Genomic DNA, 22,708 nt, shown 5'->3' on the forward strand with positions numbered 1-22,708 from the left:
GACGGGATGCCGCGTTCAGCAGACGCCCCGCAGCCGCTCGATCAGCAGGTTCGACATCTCCTCGACCAGCGACAGCTCGCTGGCCTCAACGAGGATCCGCAGGAGTGGCTCCGTGCCGGAGGGGCGGATGAAGATGCGTCCCCTGCCCTCCATGCGGGCCTGGGCCTCCGCGGCGATGTCGTTGATGCGGTCCAGGTCCAGCCGATCGCGGGACCTCAGGGTCAGGTTGGAGAGCTTTTGAGGGTATCGGCCGAAGCGGTCCACCAGGGTGTCCACGTCCTCGCCCAGCGCACGGACCGCGTTCAGGAACAGGAGTGCGGTGCAGAGGCCGTCCCCCGTGCTGGTGAAGGCATCTGCGATGATGTGTCCGGACTGTTCCCCGCCCAGGCGGGCCCCCTCCCGCAGCATCGTCTCCAGCACGTACCGGTCCCCCACGGGGCACCGAAAGACCCCGACGCCCTCGCGCTTCAGGTGCTCCTCAAGGGCTATGTTGCTCATCACTGTCATGGCGACGCCGCTGCCCAACAGCCCCTCCCCAGCAAGCCAGCGCGCCAGCACCCAGAGGATGATATCGCCGTCGATCACGCGGCCCCGCGAGTCCACAGCCAGCGCCCGGTCGGCGTCCCCGTCGAAGGCGAACCCGATCCGGCACCCGAAGTCCGTGACGCAGTTTCCAATGTGGCGCATGTGCATCACGCCCACGCCCTCGTTGATGTTCATCCCGTCGGGGTCCGCTCCGATCAGCCGCCACGCGGCGTTCAGGCGTTCGATGAGCGTCGGCATCACCGTCCCCGCCGCGCCGTGCGCGCAGTCGAACACGATGCCGGACTTCGTTGCCTCGTGGTCCTTCAGCATGGAGGCGAGGTGCTCCGCGTAGCTGTGGACGATGTGCGGGATCTGACGGACCTCGCCGACGGAGGCGCCCGTCGGGCGCCAGTCGTCCGTGAGGTTGTCCCCGATGTACTCCTCGATGCTCAGCTCGGAGTCGTCGGACAGCTTCCTGCCGTCGCGATCCAGGAACTTGATGCCGTTGTACTCCGCCGGATTGTGCGAGGCGCTGATCACCGCCCCGCCGTCCACCGTCAGCCGGCGGACCGCGTAGCTGACGCCGGGCGTCGGGATAATGCCCAGGGAGAGCACCTCCGCGCCCGCGGAGGTCATGCCCGCGGCCAGAGCCCCTTCCAGCATCATGCCGCTGCGCCGCGTGTCGCGCCCCAGGACGATGCGCGGCTTGGGAGTGCCCCGTTCCGCCATGAACAGGATGAAGGCCCGGCCCAGCCTCAACGCCATCTCCGGCGTCATCCCCCCTTTATTGGCGACGTCGCGGACGCCATCCGTGCCAAACAACACTCTCTTGCTCTTCATAAAGGACGACCTCACCATCTTTTCAGATTCTCAGCCGCGTTGACGGTCACCGTGGAAGGTTCGATTTTTATCACGCGAAAATCGGCGGAAGCGACCTCGGCCCTGAGGGCCAGGTCCGCCGGAGTTATAAAGATACTTGAAAGATCGACGTACAGGTTCAGCCCCACGCTTTCCGGCGTGACCTCCTCCACTCGTGAGGGCGTCCCCTCGATGACGACGGAGGCGGAGGACGGCGAGACGACCCACTGGTCGGCCTCCGAGCCGCGGATTTGGACGGGGACGTTGGTCAGCTGCTTTCCGGCCTTCAACTCGCCGAGCGTCACCGTGAGGCGCACGGACTTCACCCCGGACAACTCCGCCCCCTTCGGAGCGCGCAGGGGGACGATGAGCGTCTGATCCGCCGAGAGCAGCGAGATGTCCACCGTCTCCGTATCCACCGCCGTAATCTTCGCCAGGACGGAAGAGCGCCCTTCCACCTGGGCCTCCAGGGGGTCCGTCAGGACGGACTTGACCTCGTGGTCCCGGTCCGGGTTGCCGCTGAGCCTCGCATTGATCGGCACCATCTTCTTTGGAAGGCCGCGCACCAGGGCTCCCCGGACCCTCGCCTGAGAGGGGTCCAGGGCAACGCTGTCCTCGAAGGGCTCCGATTGGACGAACTTGACGGGCAGGAGCAGCTCCTTCCCCAGCTGCAGCTCGGCGACGGTCGGCATCACCTGAAGGGCCCCCACCTTCGCGATGTCCCCCTCGGACCCGCGGACGGTAACCTCTTTGGGAAGCACCTCGACCCCCTCCAGGTACTGCCCCTCCGGTATATCCTGCGGCAGGACGACCTCGACGGACATGCGCCGCGAGGCCTGGCGCACGGGCTCCACCACGACCTGAGAGGGCACGCAGGAGACCAGCGTGATGTCGGGGGGAAGGCTCACGTTGACGTTCTGCGTGTAGCGGATGCCGCCGACGAGGTTCTTGGCGTCCACGAAGCAGGATACGAGGCCGTAGTCGAGCCTGGCCATCGCCTTCTCCGGGCCCCTGATCTCCACGTCCACCTCGGCGACCCTGCTGCGGAGCATCAGCTGGGAATCCAGGAAGCGGTATTCAAGGGGGGAGGAGAACTTCTGCGTCACGTAGACGCCCTCATCGTTTTCCGTAACGTAAAACCACATCAAAAGGGCCGTGGCGACGGATATGGTCCACAGCGCCCAGGGTGAGGTCAAAATTTCATCGATTCTTCTAGCCGATTTCATGATATGCCGTCCATCCTGTATCCGTTCTGCCTAAGACCGGTCACCGTGGTCCTCGTGCAGCTGCCGGGTGCTGGGGTCCCAGAGCAGCTGCTGGAAGCTCTGCAGCCTGTCCCTCCAGCTGCGGAACGTCGGTTCGCCCACGAAGTAGTGCATCAGGAGCTTCTCCACCTGTGCGTCCTTGAGGTTCTTTGAGAGGCGGCCCTTGAAGGCAAGGGATATCTCTCCCCTCTCCTCGGAGACCACGAGGACGATGGCGTCGGATATCTCCGACAGCCCCAGCGCCGCCCTGTGGCGCGTCCCGTACCAGCGGGATATCTCCGGGGCGTCGATCAGCGGCAGGTAGCACCCTCCGGCGATGAGGGAATAGCGGTTCATGATCAGGGCGCCGTCGTGCAGCGGGTTGTCCTTCCAGAAGATGGAGATGATGAGCTCCTGGGTTATGTTGGCGTCGAGATGCACCGCCGTATTGTAGTACTCGCCAAGCCCCGTCTCCTCCTGCAGCACCAGAAGCGCCCCGATGCGGTGCAGCTTCATGTAGCCGAGGGCCCCCATGATGTGGCGGACGCGCTGCTCCGCCACGTCCCTCGGAAGCTGGCGCTGCCAAAGGTTGCCGCGCCCGATCTCCTCCAGCATCTTGCGCAGCTCCGGCTGGAAGACGATGGGGATGGCGAAGCTCAGCGCCCAGAGCGATTGGCCGATCAGCCACGAGACGAGACGAAACCGGAGCATCGACGCCAGAGCCGAAAAGAGGACGAGGATCAGCACGCCCTTCAAAAGCTGCACCGCCCTCGTCCCCACGATCAGCACCAACAGCCGATAGATGATCAGGGAGACGATAAAAATGTCGAGAAACGTCCTGGCATCGGACCATATTGAACTCATCTTCTCAGCTCAATTCTCTCTCAATGCTCTTTCAACCCTGATTCTTAGATGACGAGCCGGACCTTGCCGCGATAGATCAGCCCCTTCGTCCCGTCCACCGTGACGACGTCCCCGTCGGCAAGCGTGGCGAAGGCGTCCATCACCCGGATGACGCAGGGCAGGTTGTAATCGACGGCGAGGAAGTTGCCGTCCGCGACGAGCATACCGCTCTCGGAGATCAGAGCCCCCACCTTCTCCAGGACGGGGCGATAGTCCTCGGTGATCTGCCGAACGACAAGGACGCAGCCCGGTGTGGCCTTCTCAAGGGCCTCCTGCGGCGTCGTGGCGATGCATACGGGGCCCGACGTGTTCTTGTTCAGCAGAGGGATGCCTGAGAGCAGGACCGTCCCCGTCGTCAGGACCTCCACCATGTTCGTGAAGCCGGGCTGCCCCAGGGGGACGCCGGCCGTGATGACCACCAGCTCCCCCTCCGTCAGAAGGCCGTCCTGAAGGCACTTGTTGATGGCCTCGCGGGCGGCCACGTTGACGTCGTTCTGCTCCACCAGGCGCACCGGCTGTATCCCCCACCACAGGGCCAGTTCGCGCCATGTCTGCTGCAGCGGCGTCAGCCCCAGGATGGGGCACATCGGTCGGTGTTTGCTGATCATCTTGGCCGTCGAGCCGCTCTTCGTCAGGGAGAGGATGGCGGAGGCCTGCACCCGTTTGGAGATCAGGACCGCGGCATCGCTGACGGCATCCGGCACTCCCATCACGGACGCCTCGTCATGGAAGGGCACCCCCCACATTCCCAGCTCCCGCTCGGTCCGATCGACGATATGGCGCATCGTGGCAACGGCCTGCACCGGGTAGCTGCCGGAGGCCGTCTCGCCGGAGAGCATCACGGCATCCGTCCCGTCCAGGACGGCGTTGGCCACGTCGCTGGCCTCGGCCCGCGTCGGGCGCGGGTTCCGGATCATGGAGTCCAGCATCTGCGTGGCGACGATCACCACCTTGCCCTTTGAACGGCACAGGGCGATGAGCCGCTTCTGGACGAGCGGCACGTCCTCCGTGGGAATCTCCACGCCCAGGTCGCCGCGGGCCACCATCACGCCGTCCACGACGTCGATGATCTCCTCGATGTTCTGCACGGCCTGATACGTCTCGATCTTGGCCAACAGCTTCATGGCCCCGCCGCAGCTCTTCACCAGCTTCCGCACGTCGAGGACGTCCTGGCGGGTCTTGACGAAGGAGACCGCCAGGTACTCCATCCCGTGCTGGATGCCCCAGGCGATGTCCTCACGGTCCTTCTCCGACAGGGCAGGCAGGGAGATGTCCGCCCCTGGGATGTTGACGCCCTTCGTGTCCTTCAGGATCCCTCCGACGATCACCTTGCAGACGACGTCGTCACCGTCCACCCTCTCCACCTCAAGGCGCAGGGAACCGTCGTCGATGAAGACGCTCTGTCCCGGCGTCACCTCGTCGGCAAGCAGCGGGTACTTCACGTGAATGCGCTTGGGCGTGCCAACGCACTCCTCCTTGCCCGTCAGGACGATCTGGCTGCCCTGCTCCAGGGGGATCGCGCCGTCCTGCATCCTGCCCGTCCGAATCTCCGGCCCCTTCGTGTCCAACAGGGCCGCGATGGGCTTTTTGACGTCGCGCTCCACCTGCCGGACCAGCTTCAGCTTTTTCTCGTGTCCCTCGTAATCGCCATGGCTGAAGTTCAGGCGGGCCACGTTCATCCCCGCATCGGCCATAGCCTTTAGCGTGTCGTAGTTCTCGCTGGCAGGACCTATCGTACAGACGATTTTCACAAACATGTTCCATTCACCTCAAAAGATGCTCAGATGCTCGAAAGAACTGGACGTCCCGCGCAAGCTCAATCTGCGCTCAAACACACCTCGAGCGCCTCGGCCGGGACAGCCTCGAGGAGGCGCTCGTGCAGGCGTTCCGGCGACCGCGCGTCAACCCGAAAATCGTTCAGATACAGGACGCAGGCGTCGTGATCGTCCCGCAGCTCCAGGAGGATGGGCGAGGCCCCCCGGCATCCCCGCAGGGCGCGGGCAAAGTTTTTCACGTCGAACTGAGGGACCAGGTTCACCCGCAGCCTGATGCGCACGATCTGGGGGTCCTGTTCCGAGAAGTCGGACAGCGGCGTCAGCTTATCCAGGAGCAGCTGTTCGCGGTCGTCCATCTTCCCCTCGGCGACGCAGGGGACCCCCACCCTGGCGCTCTCCTTTACCTTCGCCCACGTCCTGGGGAAGGCCACCATGGAGACGCTGCTCTCGGAGTCCTCCAGAAGCAGCACGCCCATGAGGTCCCCCTTCTTCGTCGTCTTCTCCGAGACCGAGAGAATGAGCCCGCCCACCTTCGGCGCCGTCTTCCCCCTCCACAGAGGAAGGTCCGCGATCGAGCAGTTGGCGTACTTGCGGACCTGCGCCTCGCAGCTGTCGAAGGGGTGTCCTGAGATGTAGAGCCCCGTAACCTCTTTTTCGTAATCCAGCTTATCATAGATTCCATACTCCTCAACGTCGGGGAGGTCCGGCTCAGGATCACTTCCCGAGTCGTCCCCGATGGCGTCGAAGAGCGAGAGCTGGTCCCCGCCCGCGGCCATCTTCTGCGCGGCCAGGATGAAATCCGGCAGCGCCGCCACAAGGCGGGCCCGGTTTGGGGTGATCTCGTCAAAGGCCCCCGCCTTGATGAGGTTCTCGATCATCGCCCGGTTCATGTCGTGCAGGTCCACGCGGCGAAGGAAATCCCACAGGGACTTGAAGGGCCCCTCCTCCCGCGCCTTGACGATGGCCTCCACCGCGTTATGCCCGACCCTCAGGACGGCCCCAAGCCCGAAGCGAATCACGTCGCCCACGGCGGTGAAGCTTTCCATAGAGGAGTTGACGTCCGGCGGCAGGACCGAGATGCCGCTTTGACGCACCTCGCGCACGTAGTGCCCCAGGACGTCCTTCTTGGACTTCATCTGGCTCGACAGGTAGGACGCCATGAACTCCGCCTTGTAGTTCGCCTTCAGGTACGCCGTCTGGTAGGACACGAGGGCGTAGGCCGCGCTGTGGGACTTGTTGAAGCCGTATCCGGCGAACTTCTCGATCAGGTCGAAGATGCCCGAAGCCGTCTTCTCGTCGATGCCCTTTTGGCGGGCGCCATCGAGGAACTTGGCCCTCTGCTCCTGCATGACCTCGACCTTCTTCTTCCCCATGGCGCGGCGCAGCAGGTCCGCCTCGCCAAGGGTATACCCGGCCAGCACGGAGGCGGACTGCATCACCTGCTCCTGGTAGAGGATGACGCCGTAGGTGTCCTTCAGCACATCCTCCAGCAGGGGGTGCGGGTACTCCAGCTTCGCCTGGCCGTGCTTGCACTTGATGTACTGGTCCACCATGCCGCTGTCGAGGGGCCCGGGGCGGTACATGGCCAGCGCCGCCACCAGGTCGTCGAAGCAGTCGATCCGAAGCTTGCGAAGCATTCCCCGGATGCCGTCCGATTCCAACTGGAAGACCCCCATGGTGTCCGCCTCCTGAAGGAGCTTGTAGGTGGCCGGGTCGTCCATCGGGAGGCTCAGCAGGTCGGGCGGGTTTTTGCCGTTGAGCCTGATGTTCTCCACCGCTTCCTCAAGGATGGAGAGCGTCTGAAGTCCGAGGAAGTCCATCTTCACCAGGCCGAGCTTCTCGACGGGCTCCATCGTGAACTGGGTCACCGTCTGGGTGACGTCCAGCTCCCCGTCCGGAGCCGACGGGGCCGTGGATTTGATGCGGCGAATGGGCACCAGGTCCGTGATGGGAACGGGCGTGATGACGACGCCCGCCGCGTGCTGGGAGGCGTGACGCGCCAACCCCTCAATGTGCTCCGCCGTCCTCAGCACGTTTTTGATCCGCGGGTCCTCCTCCGCAAGCTCCGTCAGCTCCGGCGTTCGCTCAAGGGCTTCGCGGATGCTCCTGGCGTCGGCAGGGATCAGCTTTGCGACCCTGTCCATCAAAGCGTACTCCATCCCCACGGCACGCCCCACATCCTTCACCGCCTGGCGGCTCTTCATGCGGCCGAAGGTGATGATCTGGGACACCCGGTCGCTCCCATAGCGCTCCACGATGTGCTTCAGGAGCTGCTCGCGCCCGCGGTCCGATACGTCGGTGTCGATGTCGGGCATGCTGATGCGCTCCGGGTTCAGAAAGCGCTCAAACAGCAGGTTGTACTTCAAGGGGTCCAGCTCCGTGATGCGCAGGCTCCAGGCCACGAGGGACCCCGCCGCTGAGCCGCGTCCTGGCCCAATGGGAATCCCCCGCTCCTTCGCCGCCTGAATGATCCCGGCCACGATCAGGAAGTAGGCGGAAAAGCCCATCCGGGTGATGACGTTCAGTTCGTACTCCAGGCGTTCCGCATACTCTGCGGGCGGCGTGTCCGCGTTCAGGCGCATTCTGAGCCCCGCCCTCGCCTCATCCTCGAGGTGGGAGTCCAGCGTCATCCCCTCCTGGAGTTCGAGGCTCGGCAGCATGTAGTGCCCTGTCTTGAGCTTCATCTCCACGCCGCACCGCTCGGCGATCGCCACCGTGTTGTCCAGCGCCTCGGGCACCTCGGCGCCGAAGATGGCGTCCATCTCCTCTGGAGAGCGCAGGTAAAAATCGTTGACGCTGAAGCCGAAGGCGTCGTCCGTATCGTCCGCATGGGTATTGATGCGGAGCAGGATCTTGTGCCATTCGTAGTCCTCCGCGTTGAGGTAATGGGCGTCGCTCGTGGCGATCAGGGGAATGCCCGTGTCTTTAGCGATGCGAATCAAAGCCTTGTTCACCACGGCCTGTTCGGGAAGGGTGTTGGACATGATCTCAAGGAAGTAGTTTCCCTTCCCCATGATGTCCTGGTAGAGCAGCGCCCGTTTGGCGGCCTCATCCTCCCGGCCCTGCAGGACCAGCTGGGGCACCTCCCCCGCCAGACAGGCGGAGGAGGCGATGATCCCCCTGGCGCAGCTGGCCAGAAGGTCGTGATCGATGCGCGGCTTGTAGTAGAAGCCGTCCGTGTTGGCGATGGAGACGAGCTTGACGAGGTTGCGATACCCTTCTTCGTTCTCGGCGAGGAGGATGAGGTGGTTGTTCTTCCCCTTCTTTTCCCTTGAGCGATGGCCGTCGGGGTCCACGTAGATCTCGCACCCCAGGATCGGCTTCACTCCGGCGGCGCGGCAGTTCTCATAAAACTCGACGGCGCCGTACATGACGCCGTGGTCCGTCATGGCGACCGCCGGCACGCTCCAGTCCGCCACCTTCGCGGCAAGCTGCTTCGTCCTGATGGCTCCGTCCAGCAGGCTGTATTCCGTGTGGACGTGCAGGTGTACAAAAGGCCGGGTCATTGATCATTCATCGTCCTCTCCAGCTTCTTCCATCCTCTCCCTGGCCGCCTCATCCGCCTCGCGGCGTACCAGCACGACCTCGCCCTTCATCAGCACCGACAAATCGTGGACCAGTCCGTCAAAGGGCAGGTCGGATGAAAGCCTTTCATCCTTGAGCGACGCGTTTTCAACCGGGTGTACCGGTCGCCTCGCCTCTTCCTCCGGGGAGGTGGGGTGCTGTGTTTCCTCCTTTTCTTGAGGCTGCGGCACCGCCCCTTTCCGTCCTGCGCCGGCAGCCTCCTCAACGCGCGGCCCGCCGCCGGCACAGGCGAACACCTCGTCCCGGTAGCGGAGGAACACGCCGTCGGCTGCCCCCTCCAGCAGCTCCAGGAGGCCGGAGCGCCAGCGTTCGAGGCACAGCGTCTCGTAGGGATAGCGATCCCTCATGTCCAGGAGCACGGAGCTCCCGCTCTGCTTCATATCGGCGTCCAAAAGGGCACAATAGAGGACGAAGTCCGCCTGACGGGCAGCGGCCATCAGCTTGACGAAGGCCTCCTTCGAGGCGGGCTTCCAGTCCGCATTCAAAGGCCCCTCAGCTCGATCCGTTCCCCTTTCGTCAGGGGGCTGTGGGATCGGGACTCGTTCTTCCTCCCCTTTCGCCGGCTCCTCCACAGGCTCCGCTGCGGGGCCGGCGGATAGAGGCTGCGGGCTGGGGCTCGCCGTTCCCTGGGGCCGCCTCGTCGCGGCCCCGTCCGGTTCGAGGATACGGGAAAGCTCCAGCATCAGAAGTCCGGTCAGGATATCGATCCTGACGCCGAGGCGGACCTGCACAAGTAGGTTGGCGACGGCCTCCAGCAGGGTGCGCAGCTCCTCCGCGGACCACCGCGGCGCCTCCTCCGCAAGAAATTTCTTCTCCTGCTCGGAGACGTCAAGTTCTCTCGTCACGTTTGGCCAGCGCACGGCAAGCCACAGGTTCTTCACGAGGGAGAACAGCTCCTCAAAGACGTGCTGCGGCGATCCCCCTTCCATCATCTTGGTGAACTCCACATAGGAGGAACTGCCCTCGCCCTTCAGGGCAGAGAGCCAACGTTCAACGGCAGGGCGGCTACCCGCACCCAGGGCGGACTCGACGTCCTCCAGGGTGACCTCGCCTGCGGCGCGGTTGATGATCTGTTCCAGCATGGAAAGGGCGTCGCGCAGAGCGCCGTCCGCCTGTCGGGCGACCTCCCAGAGCGCCTCCGGCTGAGCGGCAGTCCTTTCCCATTCGCAGACGTGCGTGAGGTGCTCAAAGATCTTCCGGGCCCCGATGCTGTGAAACGGGATGTGCTGGCAGCGGGAACGGATGGTGACGGGCACCTTGTAGGGTTCCGTTGTGGCCAGGATGAAGACCACGTAGGAGGGGGGCTCCTCCAACGTCTTCAGGAGCGCGTTAAAGGCTGCGGCGGAGAGCATGTGGACTTCGTCAATGATGTAGACCTTGTACTTTGAAGCGAAGGGCACCAGTGGCACCTGACTCTTCAGTTGACGCACCTCGTCTACGCTGTTGTTGGAAGCTTCGTCGATCTCCACAACGTCAGGGCTGCTGCCCGCCGTGATCGCCATGCAGTTGACGCAGGAACCGCAGGGTTCGACGCCAAGGGGAGCACGGCAGTTCAAGGCTTTCGCCAAAATCCGCGCTATGGAGGTCTTTCCACAGCCCCTCGGTCCGGAAAACAGGTAGGCGTGACCGATGCGCGAGTTTTCGAGAGCGTGCATCAGGACATCCCGTGCCGCCTCCTGGGCCACGACGTCGGCAAACCTCTGGGGACGATACTGCCGATATAAGGAATTGCTCACGTTATCGCCCCCTCGATCCCCTTCAGGAGATAGTCCTTCGATCGTTTTTGACCCTTCAGCCTTTTTATTGTACCATTCCAACCGGTTTCTTGAGCATGAATCTCTGGTGACCCGGGGAAGAGCGGATTCACTGACAAAGCCTCCGTAAAGGCTCTGGACTCCGACAGGCGCTAACGGCTCGCTGCGAGAGAGCGGCGGCGGCAGCCCCCCCATTGCAGCTTCCCTTGGTGGGATGGAAAGCCCCCCATGCGGCGACGGGCTCCGATTCAGCTTGGCGTTTCCCGGAGCCGGACGCAGGTTTGCAACATTCGACGCGGTTAAGCTATAATAAGGCCGAATGGTCTTGAAACTTTGTTTGAAGGCCGCAACAAGCAACAGCAGGGGGGAATCTTTATGAAGAAGTACGTGTGCAAGGTCTGCGGGTATGTCTATGACCCGGAGGCTGGCGATCCGGATAACGGCGTCGCACCAGGCACTGCCTTTGAGGACCTTCCGGAGGGTTGGGTGTGCCCGCTCTGCGCCGTGGGCAAGGACGAGTTTGAACCGGCCTGAGACGACCGGCAGAGTGCATCGGCAAGAACGATTGACCCAGGTCAATCGTTCTTTTTTGATCCTTCTTTGCTCCTTCAGCGATGGCCCCGGCGCGTCACCTGCCCCTCAGGGCCGTCTTCGCCGTCAGACAACCGCAGGAGCCACCCATGTCCCCGTCGTTGCGAAAGTGTTTTGCAGTTTTGTGCCTCTGTACCGAAAGGAGATACGCGCTTGGAAATCAGGAAAATGCTCGTTGCTGACTATGACGAAGTGTATGCCCTGTGGACGTCCTGCTCAGGGATGGGGTTGAACGACCTGGACGACTCAAGGGAGGGGATCGCGAAATTTTTGACCAGAAATCCCGACACCTGCTTTGTGGCGATCGAGCAGGAGAGCGTCGTGGGCGTGATCCTGTCCGGACACGACGGACGCAGAGGGTACATCTACCACACGTCCATCCACCCGGATTACAGAAAACGAGGCATCGCGACAAAGCTGGTGAACGCGGCAATGGAAGCACTGAAGGGCTGCAGCATCAACAAGGTTGCGCTGGTCGTGTTCGCCAGGAACCAGGGGGGAAATTCGTTCTGGGAAAGGAGCGGCTTCACGATCAGGGACGACCTGATTTACAGGAACAAAACGATCCGGGAGATGCGCCGAATCGACACGTAAACGACCGCGCGTAGAGCGGGGTCATTTTGCCAGAGGGTTTCCGTGGAGGTCGTCGTGCTGGATTACCCCAGCCCCTACGGGTGCCCCTCTTGCAGGGGTCAATTTGTGGGCATAAAAAAGGGCGGAGGAAGCTGACGTATGTCAGCTTCCTCCGCCTTTAAATCAGTTTTCTGGCAGCGACCTACTCTCCCGTGTGTACCCCACACAGTACCATCAGCGCTTGCAGGCTTAACTTCCGGGTTCGACATGGGTCCGGGTGTTCCCCTGCCGCCATGGCCACCAGAAAACAATTCTTTACCCTGCATATACCAACAACCAAAATAGAAAACATCAATGATTTGGAGTGCAAAGTTTCGACGTATTAGTACCGGTCAGCTCAACGCCTCTCAACGCTTACACTTCCGGCCTATCTACCCGCTCGTCTTGCGGACGTCTTATCTCTTATAGAGTCAGGTATCTCATCTTGGAGGGGGCTTCCCACTTAGATGCTTTCAGCGGTTATCCCGGCCGAACATAGCTACCCGGCTTTTGCAGCTGGCGCCACAACCGATACACTAGCGGTTCGTCCATTCCGGTCCTCTCGTACTAGGAACAGCTCTCCTCAAATACCTTACGCCCATGGTGGATAGGGACCGAACTGTCTCACGACGTTCTAAACCCAGCTCACGTACCGCTTTAATGGGCGAACAGACCAACCCTTGGGACCTGCTTCAGCCCCAGGATGCGATGAGCCGACATCGAGGTGCCAAACCACGCCGTCGATTGGAACTCTCGGGCGAGATCAGCCTGTTATCCCCAGGGTAGCTTTTATCCGTTGAGCGATGGCCCTTCCATTCGGCACCACCGGATCACTAGCACCAACTTTCGTTCCTGTTCGACACGTCCGTCTCACAGTCAAGCCACCTTATACGCTTACGCTCTCATAGGGCGGTTTCCATTCGCCCTGAGGTGACCTTTGCGCGCCTCCGTTACTCTTTGGGAGGCGACCGCCCCAGTCAAACTGCCCGCCTAGCAATGTCCCCGCGCGTGTTTCAACGCCTCCGGGTTAGAATTTCATCATACAAAGGGTGGTATCCCAACGGCGGCTCAAATGGAACCAAAATCCCACTCTCAATGCCTCCCACCTATCCTGTGCATCGTAGGACAAAATTCAATACTAAGTTACAGTAAAGCTCCATGGGGTCTTTCCGTCCCACCACGGGTACCTGGCGTCTTTACCAGGACCACAATTTCACCGGGCCTACCGTCGAGACAGCGCACAGATCGTTACACCTTTCGTGCAGGTCGGAACTTACCCGACAAGGAATTTCGCTACCTTAGGACCGTTATAGTTACGGCCGCCGTTTACTGGGGCTTCATTTCAGAGCTTCGCACATCACTGTACTAACCCCTCCATTTAACCTTCCAGCACCGGGCAGGTGTCAGACCCTATACTTCGGCTTGCGCCTTATGCAGAGTCCTGTGTTTTTAGTAAACAGTCGCCTGTGCCTGGTTTCTGCGACCACCCTCAGCTTGCACCAAGCGTGGCACCCCTTCTCCCTAAGTTACGGGGTCAATTTGCAGAGTTCCTTAACGATAGTTCTCCCGCTCACCTTAGCCTCCTCAGCCAGTCCACCTGTGTCGGTTTCGGGTACGGGCGCTATGAGTTCTCCTTAGAAGCTTTTCCTGGCAGCCTGGCTTCAATACCTTCGCTCACCTCGCGGCTCGCTCCCCATCAGGTCTAACCTTTAACAAGGGGGATTTACCTCCCTCGTCAGGCCGCTCCCTTAGACCGGGATCCATCACCCGGCGCACCTAGCCTCCTGCGTCACTCCATCGTCGTAACGAACTCATCGCGGGACAGGATTAGCAACCTGTTGTCCATCAGCTACGCCTTTCGGCCTGACCTTAGGTCCCGCCTTACCCTGGGCGGATCAACCTTCCCCAGGAACCCTTGGACTTCCGGTGAGTGTGATTCTCACACACTTCGCGTTACTCATGCCGGCATTCTCTCTTGTATGCAGTCCACACGTCCTTCCGGGCGTACTTCACCCCGCATACAACGCTCCCCTACCGATTCGACTCCTTAAAGTCAATCTCCAGGCTTCGGTGTCATGCTTAGCCCCCAGTATTTTCGGCGCAACAATCCTCGACCAGTGAGCTATTACGCACTCTTTAAAGGATGGCTGCTTCTGAGCCAACCTCCTGGCTGTCCGGGCATCGTCACATCCTTGCCACACTTAGCATGTCTTTGGGACCTTAGCCGTGGATCTGGGCTCTTTCCCTCTCGACCACGAAACTTCTCTCCCGCAGTCTCACTCCGGAACTCTTAAGTAGCGGTATTCGCAGTTTGATTGAATTTGGTACGGTTACAACCGCCCGCGTCCATTCAGTGCTCTACCCCCGCCACTAAACATTCCGGGCTGCACCCAAATGCATTTCGGGGAGAACCAGCTATCACCCAACTCGATTAGCTTTTCACTCCTATCCACACCTCATCCGAGACTTTTTCAACAGGCTTCGGTTCGGTCCTCCACCCCGCTTCACCGGAGCTTCAACCTGGACATGGATAGATCGTCGGGCTTCGGGTCTATTATGCAAAACTAAGCGCCCTATTCAGACTCGGTTTCCCTCCGGCTCCGGAGCTCCTGCTCCTTAACCTCGCTATGCACAATAACTCGCCGGCTCATTTTACAAAAGGCATACCGTCACACACCCGTACACCCGAAGACGTACGTCATGCTCCGATCGCTTGTAAGCATACGAATTCAGGTCTCTTTCACTCCCCGCCAGGGGTGCTTTTCACCTTTCCCTCTCGGTACTCTTCGCTATCGGTCATCTGACATATTTAGCCTTGGACCATGGTCGGCCCGAATTCAACCGGAATTCCTCGTGCTCCGGCCTACTCAGGGTCCGTGCTCAGACAGGCTCAATCCTTTCGCTTACGGGGCTCTCACCCTCTCAGGCTGGCTTTCCCAACACCATTCAACTAGACTTGAACTTGGTAACTGTCCGAGGGCTCTGCAGTGCCCTCCAGCACGTCCCTATTACACCGCCCTGCGCAACGCCTGCAGGCTTACACGCAGTCGGTTTAGGCTCTTCCCCGTTCGCTCACCACTACTTAGGGTATCTCTTCGATTTCTTCTCTATCCGGCTACTGAGATGTTTCACTTCGCCGACTTCGCCCCCGCTCTTGCGGGTCCCTGGCCTGCGCCAGGGGGGTTCCCCCATTCGGACACCTCCGGATCAACGATCGCTTGCCTCTCCCCGGAGCATTTCGCCGCTAGCCGCGTCCTTCCTCGCTGTCAGATGCCTTGGCATCCTTCGTATGCCCTTATTCCTTTGCTCTCCAATTCATCTTTGCCTTCTATTCCGTTGTCAATATACACAGGGAAATCATAACTCAACAAGCATGGTGGAGATGATCGGATTCGAACCGACGACCCATGGCTTGCAAAGCCATTGCTCTCCCACTGAGCTACATCCCCTTGAATTGAACATGGTGGGCCGAGGGGGATTCGAACCTCCGACCTCGCGGTTATCAGCCGCGTGCTCTAACCAACTGAGCTATCGGCCCATCATAAAAAAACACAGCGCGTAAATACCAGCAGGTTTAAAACCATTAAGACTCGTGTCAGCTGGACTTGTCCAACTCACCTGGTCTCCTTAGAAAGGAGGTGATCCAGCCGCACGTTCCCGTACGGCTACCTTGTTACGACTTCACCCCCCTCACCAGACACACCTTCGACGGCTCCTTCCTTTCGGTTAGGCCACCGGCTTCGGGTACACCCGGCTCGGGTGGTGTGACGGGCGGTGTGTACAAGGCCCGGGAACGGATTCACCGCAGCTTGGCTGATCTGCGATTACTAGCGATTCCAACTTCATGAAGTCGAATTGCAGACTTCAATCCGAACTGAGAGCGGCTTTATGGGATCCGCTTCACCTCGCAGTGTCGCTTCCCTCTGTACCGCCCATTGTAGCACGTGTGTCGCCCTGGACATATGGGCCATGATGACTTGACGTCATCCCCACCTTCCTCCATCTTGTCGATGGCAGTCCTGCCAGAGTGCCCGGCCTAACCGCTGGCAACTGGCCGCAGGGGTTGCGCTCGTTGCGGGACTTAACCCAACATCTCACGACACGAGCTGACGACAGCCATGCAGCACCTGTGTATGCTCGTACCCGAAAGTACGTCGTCGCCCTTTCAGACTCCTACCACATACATGTCAAACCCAGGTAAGGTTCTTCGGTTTGCATCGAATTAAACCACGTGCTCCACCGCTTGTGCGGGCCCCCGTCAATTCCTTTGAGTTTCAATCTTGCGACCGTACTCCCCAGGCGGAATGCTTATCGCGTTAACTGCGGCACACCAACATCTCTGCTCGCACACCTAGCATTCATCGTTTACAGCCAGGACTACCGGGGTATCTAATCCCGTTTGCTACCCTGGCTTTCGCACCTCAGCGTCAGTTACTGGCCAGCAAGTCGCCTTCGCCACCGATGTTCTTCCCAATATCTACGCATTTCACCGCTACACTGGGAATTCCACTTGCCTCTCCAGCACTCCAGTCATCCAGTTTCAACTGCTAAACACGGTTAAGCCGCATCCTTTTACAGCTGACTTGAATCACAGCCTGCGTGCCCTTTACGCCCAGTAATTCCGGACAACGCTCGCCCCCTACGTATTACCGCGGCTGCTGGCACGTAGTTAGCCGGGGCTTATTCATGTGGTACCGTCACTTCCTTCTTCCCACATAAAAGAACTTTACAACCCTAAGGCCTTCATCGTTCACGCGGCGTCGCTGGGTCAGGATTCCTCCCATTGCCCAATATTCCCCACTGCTGCCTCCCGTAGGAGTCTGGACCGTATCTCAGTTCCAGTGTGGCCGTTCACCCTCTCAGGCCGGCTACCCGTCGTCGCCTTGGTGAGCCATTACCTCACCAACTAGCTGATAGGGCACGAGCACCTCCTCCAGCGCATCTCTGCTTTAACCTCTCGGCCTATGGGGTATTAGCGTCCGCTTCCAGACGTTGTCCCCCACTGAAGGACAGCTTCTCATGTTGTACTCACCCGTCCGCTACTCCGTATGCCATTCCGTGTTACCACTTCATGACACCGTCGTCCAACTTGCATGTGTTACGCACGCCGCCAGCGTTCATCCTGAGCCAGGATCAAACTCTCAGTGAAAACTGACTTCATCCTGCATGATATTTACACGCTGTATTCTTTTGTCAAGTTTCTCGCGGGCTCTCGCCCCTGCCGCTCTTCTGAGCAACGAAGGATATTGTATCACGGCTTTTTGAACAATGCAAGCGAGAAATTTCAACCCAAATCCACGGGAACGCAAAGCGCGGGCAAAGTAAAGGGCCAGGCAGAGGAAAAGTTTTAAAAAATGGGCTGTTCACCCCTCCGCTGCCTTCAAATACGGAAATATCTTCCCGTTCTCACAATAACCCCGTCAGCGTGAGCTCGCACCCACACCCCCTCTCGGCTATTGGCCCAGCGTTCTCCCGCTCATTCCAGCGAGATAGCCAATTTCTTGAGCTTCCGGTACGCTCCCAGAAACCAACTCCCGACAACTCCCCCTTTCACCTGCAGCACAATGCGGCGCGCATGGCGCACCATACGCCCTATGCTCGTGTAAAACAAAAATCGCAGCGTCCTGGGACGGTAACTCCTCAACGCTTCAGGCAGAAGCAGACGCTTTAACAAACTGTGCAGCGACAGAGACAGCACCGACACATTCCACCAAAACGCGTTCGACCCAAATCGGTGCGAGATGACGTGCCCGCCGGCCAGGTCCTCCTTCAGGATACGGTGCACTTCCTCTGACTGGCCGCACCGCTCACGATACCAACGGATTACCGCTCCTCCCTCCCAATCCAACAGGTTCGTCACGATACCAAACACCTTGTATACGTGGCCGCCAAGCTCCGTCAGATGCAGCTTCTTCACCCTGGCGTTCTCAGACTCCAGGTCGTCGATCAGCTCCGGTATGAACAGCTGCCGTGAGTCCTGCAGCTCCTGAGACAGTCGGAGCTTCTTTCCCGATCCCTCCAACTCGAATGCCTCGCGAATGGCAAGAAAACGGTACGTCGGACCGTTCTTGTCGATACTCAAAGACTGTGGCGCATAGATGACCTCCGCCCATTCCTGGCCGTTGCCCAAAGGGCGCCAATCCTTCTCACAAACTGCCTCCACCGCCTCCCTGAAATCCCTGTATACAGGACACGAGATCGCAAACTCGATCACCCCGAAACGCGCATCCTGACCCTCTGCCAGATAGCGCAAAAGACGCGTCTGGTAACCCGCACTGTCCGAACGGTACCTCACCTTCCTCACTCCCGCAGGAAGATGCGCCAATACCCCCTGCAGCTGCTCCAGCTGTCCGTGCCCAGGCTTCACATTCCCGTCCCGGTATTCCGTCGCCACAGGCAGGTCGTACTCCGGACAGTACACGTTCAACGCCTCGTAACTCCGTTTCCCCTGGTAGTTGTACAACGCCCCGCTCATCTCCGTCTCGATGAACGTCGCGTCCTGGTCCAGCGTCAACTCCTCCTGCGCAGACGCCTCGAACGCGCACCTCAGAAGATGGCGGTGCACCTCCTCAAATCCCCTCAGCGCCTCATTCGATGCCGGGACAAAGGAACGGCCATGACCCCGCTCCCGGTCCTCCGATTCGTTATGAAAACAGCTGGCGTAGTCCCGGGCCGACGTCGGAGATGGAAACGGCAGGGAGACTTTCTTCAGCCCCGCCTGCTCCTTCAAAAACTTCAGGTGTTCCACGGCTCTGCCGCCGCTGAGGTTCAGCAGGACCATCGACAGAAGCTGCTCGGAGTCCCGGTACCCTTTGTCCTTCCTGATTCCTATGAAAGTATCGATGATTTCGTCAAGATGGAGCCGATTCCAAAGTTCGATAACGGGGAAAAGGCCGGCAAAAGGGGTGATGTCCTGCATCTTGTCCGTCGTCTTAACCTCGATTTTTGGTCGTTTGTATGGCATAATGGTCTTCGCACCTCGCAGGTGATGGCTTATTGTTTGGTGACTTAAGCTTAACACTGTTTTTGCAAACAGTCCCTGCAAGGTGCTATTTTTTTGCCCGCGGGTTGGGGTTCAACCCAAATCCACAGGTTGCGATGGCCTTTATGAAGGATAAAATGCGTTGTTGCATAGATTGAGACAATTCCCCTTTTGCGTCCGCCAAGTGCAGCGGCGAACGTGCAAAACCGGTTTCCGACGCACGTTAAAAACTTTGCCCGTGGATTTGGGTTCAACCCAAATCCACGGGAACGCAAAGTGCGGGCAAAGTAAAGGGCCAGGCAGAGGAAAAGTTTTAAAAAATGGGCTGTTCACCCCTCCGCTGCCTTTAAATACGGAAATATCTTCCCGTTCTCACAATAACCCCGTCAGCGTGAGCTCGCACCCACACCCCCTCTCGGCTATTGGCCCAGCGTTCTCCTGCTCATTCCAGCGAGATAGCCAATTTCTCAAGCTTCCGGTACGCTCCCAGAAACCAACTCCCCACAACCCCTCCTTTCACCTGCAGCACAATGCGGCGCGCATGGCGCACCATACGCCCTATGCTCGTGTAAAACAAAAATCGCAGCGTCCTGGGACGGTAACTCCTCAACGCTTCAGGCAGAAGCAGACGCTTTAACAAACTGTGCAGCGACAGAGACAGCACCGACACATTCCACCAAAACGCGTTCGACCCAAATCGGTGCGAGATGACGTGCCCGCCGGCCAGGTCCTCCTTCAGGATACGGTGCACTTCCTCTGACTTGCCGCACCGCTCACGATACCAACGGATTACCGCTCCTCCCTCCCAATCCAACAGGTTCGTCACGATACCAAACACCTTGTATACGTGGCCGCCAAGCTCCGTCAGATGCAGCTTCTTCACCTTGGCGTTCTCAGACTCCAGGTCGTCGATCAGCTCCGGTATGAACAGCTGCCGTGAGTCCTGCAGCTCCTGAGACAGTCGAAGCTTCTTTCCCGATCCCTCCAACTCGAATGCCTCGCGAATGGCAAGAAAACGGTACGTCGGACCTTTCCTGCCGAGGCTCAAAGACTGTGGCGCATAGATGACCTCTATAGTGGTCCCCATGTCAAGGACCAAAAAGAGGGGAAAGAGAGTTTAGGTCAAGGTTCAAGAAATGAGGCACTTTTCATACATGTTGCGCGGGGTTATCCTTCCCGGTAACGCCGTGAGCGGACGCTCCTCATTGTAAAATCCGAACCACCACCTCAGCCCTTCCAGCAATTCGGGCACATTCTCATACTCGTTCAGATAGATGCACTCGTACTTCAGGCTTCGCCATAGACGCTCAATAAAAATGTTGTCCAACGCACGACCACGGTCATCCATGCTGATGCGTATCGCACTGTCCAAAAGCCGGCTCGTAAAGTCATCGCTCGTAAATTGACTGCCCTGATCCGTGTTGAATATCTCAGGTTTACCTCGACTCAATGCCACCTCCAGTGCCCTCACGCAGAATTCGCTGTCCAGGCTGTTCGACAGCTCCCACGACAGCACATAACGGCTGTACCAGTCCATTACCGCCGCCAGGTACATGTACCCCTGCTTCAGAGGAATGTACGTAATATCCGTGCTCCCCAAATCCGCGGGCAAAATTTTTAACGTGCGTCAGAAACCGGTTTTATGCGTTTTTTGCCTCACCTGACGGGTGAAAGATCAGAATCGGCTTAACCTGTGCTACGACGGGCTTGAGCCTCGATAAAGCCATCGCAACCCGTGGATTTGGGTGCTCCATACCTGGTTGACAGACGTTATCTCAAGACCCCGAAGCAGATACGGATATACCTTGTGCTCCGGATGGGGCTTGCTCGTCGATGGGCCAGGAGCCTGGCCTTCCAGTCCCATCTTTCGCATCAGACGCATCACTCGCTTACGGTTTACCGCATATCCCTGACCTTTGAGCCAGATCGCCTTCCTCCGACTCCCATAGAACGGCGTCTGGATATACTGCCGGTCGATTGCCTTCATCAGTTCTTCGTTAGCCTCACTCTCCCTGCAGGGCAACAATGATCGGTAATAGCCTGAGCGGCTCAATGCCAAAAGCTTGCACTGGCGTCTGATGCTCATCTCGGCATCGCACGGATTAACAAAACTGCGCCGTTCAGCGACGCTCAATTCCTCCTCGTTTTTTTTTTGAGCCACTCTATATCCATTTTCAGGCGCCCGATTTCCTTGTACAACGGGTCGGTGATCTTTTCTACGTCCATTGAGCTCCCCGTCTCAAAAAGCTCGGACGCCCTGTCGCTCAGCATCTTTTTCCAGCGCCCTATCTGCATGGAAGAAACACCATACTCCGCAGATAATTCCGATAGGGTCCTGTCGTTACGATACGCGCTTAACGCAATCTCCAGCGGCGGCAGAGCCGTGGAACACCTGAAGTTTTTGAAGGAGCAGGCGGGGCTGAAGAAAGTCTCTCTGCCGTTTCCATCTCCGACGTCGGCCCGGGACTACGCCAGCTGTTTTCATAACGAATCGGAGGACCGGGAGCGGGGTCATGGCCGTTCCTTTGTCCCGGCATCGAATGAGGCGCTGAGGGGGTTTGAGGAGGTGCACCGCCATCTTCTGAGGTGCGCGTTCGAGGCGTCCGTGCAGGAGGAGTTGACGCTGGACCAGGACGCGACGTTCATCGAGACGAAGACGAGCGGGGCGTTGTACAACTACCAGGGGAAACGGAGTTACGAGGCGTTGAACGTGTACTGTCCGGAGTACGACCTGCCTGTGGCGACGGAATACCGGGACGGGAATGTGAAGCCTGGGCACGGACAGCTGGAGCAGCTGCAGGGGGTACTGGCGCATCTTCCTGCGGGAGTGAGGAAGGTGAGGTACCGTTCGGACAGTGCGGGTTACCAGACGCGCCTTTTGCGCTATCTGGCGGAGGGTCAGGATGCGCGTTTCAGGGTGATCGAGTTTGCGATCTCGTGTCCTGTATACCGGGATTTCAGGGAGGCGGTGGAGGCAGTTTGTGAGAAGGATTGGCGCCCTTTGGGCAACGGCCAGGAATGGGCGGAGGTCGTCTATGCGCCACAGTCTTTGAGTCTCGACAAGAAAGGTCCGACGTACCGTTTTCTTGCCATTCGCGAGGCATTCGAGTTGGAGGGATCGGGAAAGAAGCTCCGACTGTCTCAGGAGCTGCAGGACTCACGGCAGCTGTTCATACCGGAGCTGATCGACGACCTGGAGTCTGAGAACGCCAAGGTGAAGAAGCTGCATCTGACGGAGCTTGGGGGCCACGTATACAAGGTGTTTGGTATCGTGACGAACCTGTTGGATTGGGAGGGAGGAGCGGTAATCCGTTGGTATCGTGAGCGGTGCGGCAAGTCAGAGGAAGTGCACCGCATCCTGAAGGAGGACCTGGCCGGCGGGCACGTCATCTCGCACCGATTTGGGTCGAACGCGTTTTGGTGGAATGTGTCGGTGCTGTCTCTGTCGCTGCACAGTTTGTTAAAGCGTCTGCTTCTGCCTGAAGCGTTGAGGAGTTACCGTCCCAGGACGCTGCGATTTGTGTTTTACACGAGCATAGGGCGTATGGTGCGCCATGCGCGCCGCATGGTGCTGCAGGTGAAAGGGGGAGTTGTGGGGAGTTGGTTTCTAGGAGCGTACCGGAAGCTTGAGAAATTGGCTATCTCGCTGGAATGAGCAGGAGAACGCTGGGCCAATAGCCGAGAGGGGGTGTGGGTGCGAGCCCACGCTGACGGGGTTATTGTGAGAACGGGAAGATATTTCCGTATTTGAAGGCAGCGGAGGGGTGAACAGCCCATTTTTTAAAACTTTTCCTCTGCCTGGCCCTCTTACTTTGCCCGCGCTTTGCGTTCCCGTGGATTTGGGCCCCCAATCCCAGCTTGACTTTCTGCTGTGCTTGT

At 59.4% G+C, this 22,708-nt stretch carries 12 protein-coding genes, 2 tRNA genes, 3 rRNA genes and 2 pseudogenes; 3 read left to right on the plus strand and 16 right to left on the minus strand.

Annotated elements, in window-relative coordinates:
- Positions 1–15 precede the first annotated feature (15 nt).
- From glmM to dnaX, 6 genes are all read right to left on the minus strand, one after another.
- Positions 16–1,365 (minus strand): phosphoglucosamine mutase, encoded by a 1,350-nt coding sequence (gene glmM / locus ACK28C_RS10255; RefSeq protein ID WP_015557006.1) that lies wholly within the window; start codon positions 1,363–1,365, stop codon positions 16–18.
- A gap of 11 nt (positions 1,366–1,376) precedes the next feature.
- Positions 1,377–2,528 carry a YbbR-like domain-containing protein gene (locus ACK28C_RS10260; protein ID WP_208873760.1) on the minus strand — a complete coding sequence of 384 codons (1,152 nt, stop codon included), beginning with the start codon at positions 2,526–2,528 and terminating at the stop codon, positions 1,377–1,379.
- A 111-nt stretch (positions 2,529–2,639) separates the two neighbouring features.
- Positions 2,640–3,491, minus strand: coding sequence for a diadenylate cyclase CdaA (gene cdaA, locus ACK28C_RS10265; protein WP_015557005.1), 852 nt, complete (start codon positions 3,489–3,491; stop codon positions 2,640–2,642).
- 44 nt (positions 3,492–3,535) lie between these two features.
- Positions 3,536–5,287: a pyruvate kinase gene (gene pyk, locus ACK28C_RS10270; protein WP_015557004.1), complete on the minus strand. Its 1,752-nt coding sequence runs from the start codon at positions 5,285–5,287 to the stop codon at positions 3,536–3,538.
- 59 nt (positions 5,288–5,346) lie between these two features.
- The gene (dnaE, locus tag ACK28C_RS10275; protein ID WP_015557003.1) at positions 5,347–8,811 is read right to left on the minus strand and encodes a DNA polymerase III subunit alpha; all 3,465 of its coding nucleotides are present in this window, start codon (positions 8,809–8,811) and stop codon (positions 5,347–5,349) included.
- Between the two features lie 3 nt (positions 8,812–8,814).
- Entirely contained in the window at positions 8,815–10,626 is a 1,812-nt protein-coding gene (gene dnaX, locus ACK28C_RS10280) for a DNA polymerase III subunit gamma/tau (RefSeq protein ID WP_409152129.1), read from the minus strand.
- Positions 10,627–11,019: 393 nt separating this feature from the next.
- Here dnaX and rd point away from each other — a divergent pair, with 393 nt between their 5' ends.
- The gene (gene rd / locus ACK28C_RS10285) at positions 11,020–11,178 is read left to right on the plus strand and encodes a rubredoxin (RefSeq protein WP_015557001.1); all 159 of its coding nucleotides are present in this window, start codon (positions 11,020–11,022) and stop codon (positions 11,176–11,178) included.
- 210 nt (positions 11,179–11,388) lie between these two features.
- Positions 11,389–11,829, plus strand: a complete 441-nt coding sequence (locus ACK28C_RS10290; RefSeq protein WP_243440669.1) for a GNAT family N-acetyltransferase — start codon at positions 11,389–11,391, stop codon at positions 11,827–11,829.
- A 168-nt stretch (positions 11,830–11,997) separates the two neighbouring features.
- Here the strand turns inward: ACK28C_RS10290 and rrf are convergent.
- From rrf to ACK28C_RS10340, 10 genes and pseudogenes are all read right to left on the minus strand, one after another.
- Positions 11,998–12,113: ribosomal RNA gene (gene rrf / locus ACK28C_RS10295) — 5S ribosomal RNA — on the minus strand.
- A 57-nt stretch (positions 12,114–12,170) separates the two neighbouring features.
- Positions 12,171–15,156 (minus strand): 23S ribosomal RNA (locus ACK28C_RS10300).
- A gap of 65 nt (positions 15,157–15,221) precedes the next feature.
- Positions 15,222–15,296 (minus strand) — tRNA-Ala (locus ACK28C_RS10305).
- A 12-nt stretch (positions 15,297–15,308) separates the two neighbouring features.
- Positions 15,309–15,385 (minus strand) — tRNA-Ile (locus ACK28C_RS10310).
- A gap of 93 nt (positions 15,386–15,478) precedes the next feature.
- Positions 15,479–16,996: ribosomal RNA gene (locus ACK28C_RS10315) — 16S ribosomal RNA — on the minus strand.
- The 16S, 23S and 5S rRNA genes sit together here with 2 tRNA genes alongside, the layout of an rRNA operon.
- A gap of 327 nt (positions 16,997–17,323) precedes the next feature.
- Positions 17,324–18,811 (minus strand): transposase, encoded by a 1,488-nt coding sequence (locus ACK28C_RS10320; RefSeq protein WP_409152130.1) that lies wholly within the window; start codon positions 18,809–18,811, stop codon positions 17,324–17,326.
- Positions 18,812–19,271: 460 nt separating this feature from the next.
- The gene (locus ACK28C_RS10325) at positions 19,272–19,928 is read right to left on the minus strand and encodes a transposase (RefSeq protein WP_409152131.1); all 657 of its coding nucleotides are present in this window, start codon (positions 19,926–19,928) and stop codon (positions 19,272–19,274) included.
- Between the two features lie 30 nt (positions 19,929–19,958).
- Positions 19,959–20,423 (minus strand): annotated as a pseudogene (locus ACK28C_RS10330) (IS3 family transposase); the annotation flags it as partial.
- 258 nt (positions 20,424–20,681) lie between these two features.
- A pseudogene (locus ACK28C_RS10335) lies at positions 20,682–20,915 on the minus strand (IS3 family transposase); the annotation flags it as partial.
- A gap of 44 nt (positions 20,916–20,959) precedes the next feature.
- Complete coding sequence (locus ACK28C_RS10340) at positions 20,960–21,100, minus strand: hypothetical protein (protein WP_409152132.1); 141 nt, start codon at positions 21,098–21,100, stop codon at positions 20,960–20,962.
- 112 nt (positions 21,101–21,212) lie between these two features.
- Here ACK28C_RS10340 and ACK28C_RS10345 point away from each other — a divergent pair, with 112 nt between their 5' ends.
- On the plus strand, positions 21,213–22,484 hold the full coding sequence (locus ACK28C_RS10345; protein WP_409152133.1) for a hypothetical protein: 1,272 nt from the start codon (positions 21,213–21,215) through the stop codon (positions 22,482–22,484).
- Positions 22,485–22,708 lie beyond the last annotated feature (224 nt).

It is taken from the genome of Fretibacterium fastidiosum, from assembly GCF_964642095.1.
GTDB lineage: Bacteria > Synergistota > Synergistia > Synergistales > Aminobacteriaceae > Fretibacterium > Fretibacterium fastidiosum.

Bases quoted from the DNA above. Each gene is read 5' to 3' on its own strand.
- glmM (WP_015557006.1), bottom strand. From the start codon at position 1,365: ATGAAGAGCAAGAGAGTGTTGTTTGGCACGGATGGCGTCCGCGACGTC.
- ACK28C_RS10260 (WP_208873760.1), bottom strand. From the start codon at position 2,528: ATGTGGTTTTACGTTACGGAAAACGATGAGGGCGTCTACGTGACGCAG.
- cdaA (WP_015557005.1), bottom strand. From the start codon at position 3,491: ATGAGTTCAATATGGTCCGATGCCAGGACGTTTCTCGACATTTTTATC.
- pyk (WP_015557004.1), bottom strand. From the start codon at position 5,287: ATGTTTGTGAAAATCGTCTGTACGATAGGTCCTGCCAGCGAGAACTAC.
- dnaE (WP_015557003.1), bottom strand. From the start codon at position 8,811: ATGACCCGGCCTTTTGTACACCTGCACGTCCACACGGAATACAGCCTG.
- rd (WP_015557001.1), top strand. From the start codon at position 11,020: ATGAAGAAGTACGTGTGCAAGGTCTGCGGGTATGTCTATGACCCGGAG.
- ACK28C_RS10320 (WP_409152130.1), bottom strand. From the start codon at position 18,811: ATGCCATACAAACGACCAAAAATCGAGGTTAAGACGACGGACAAGATG.
- ACK28C_RS10340 (WP_409152132.1), bottom strand. From the start codon at position 21,100: ATGCTGAGCGACAGGGCGTCCGAGCTTTTTGAGACGGGGAGCTCAATG.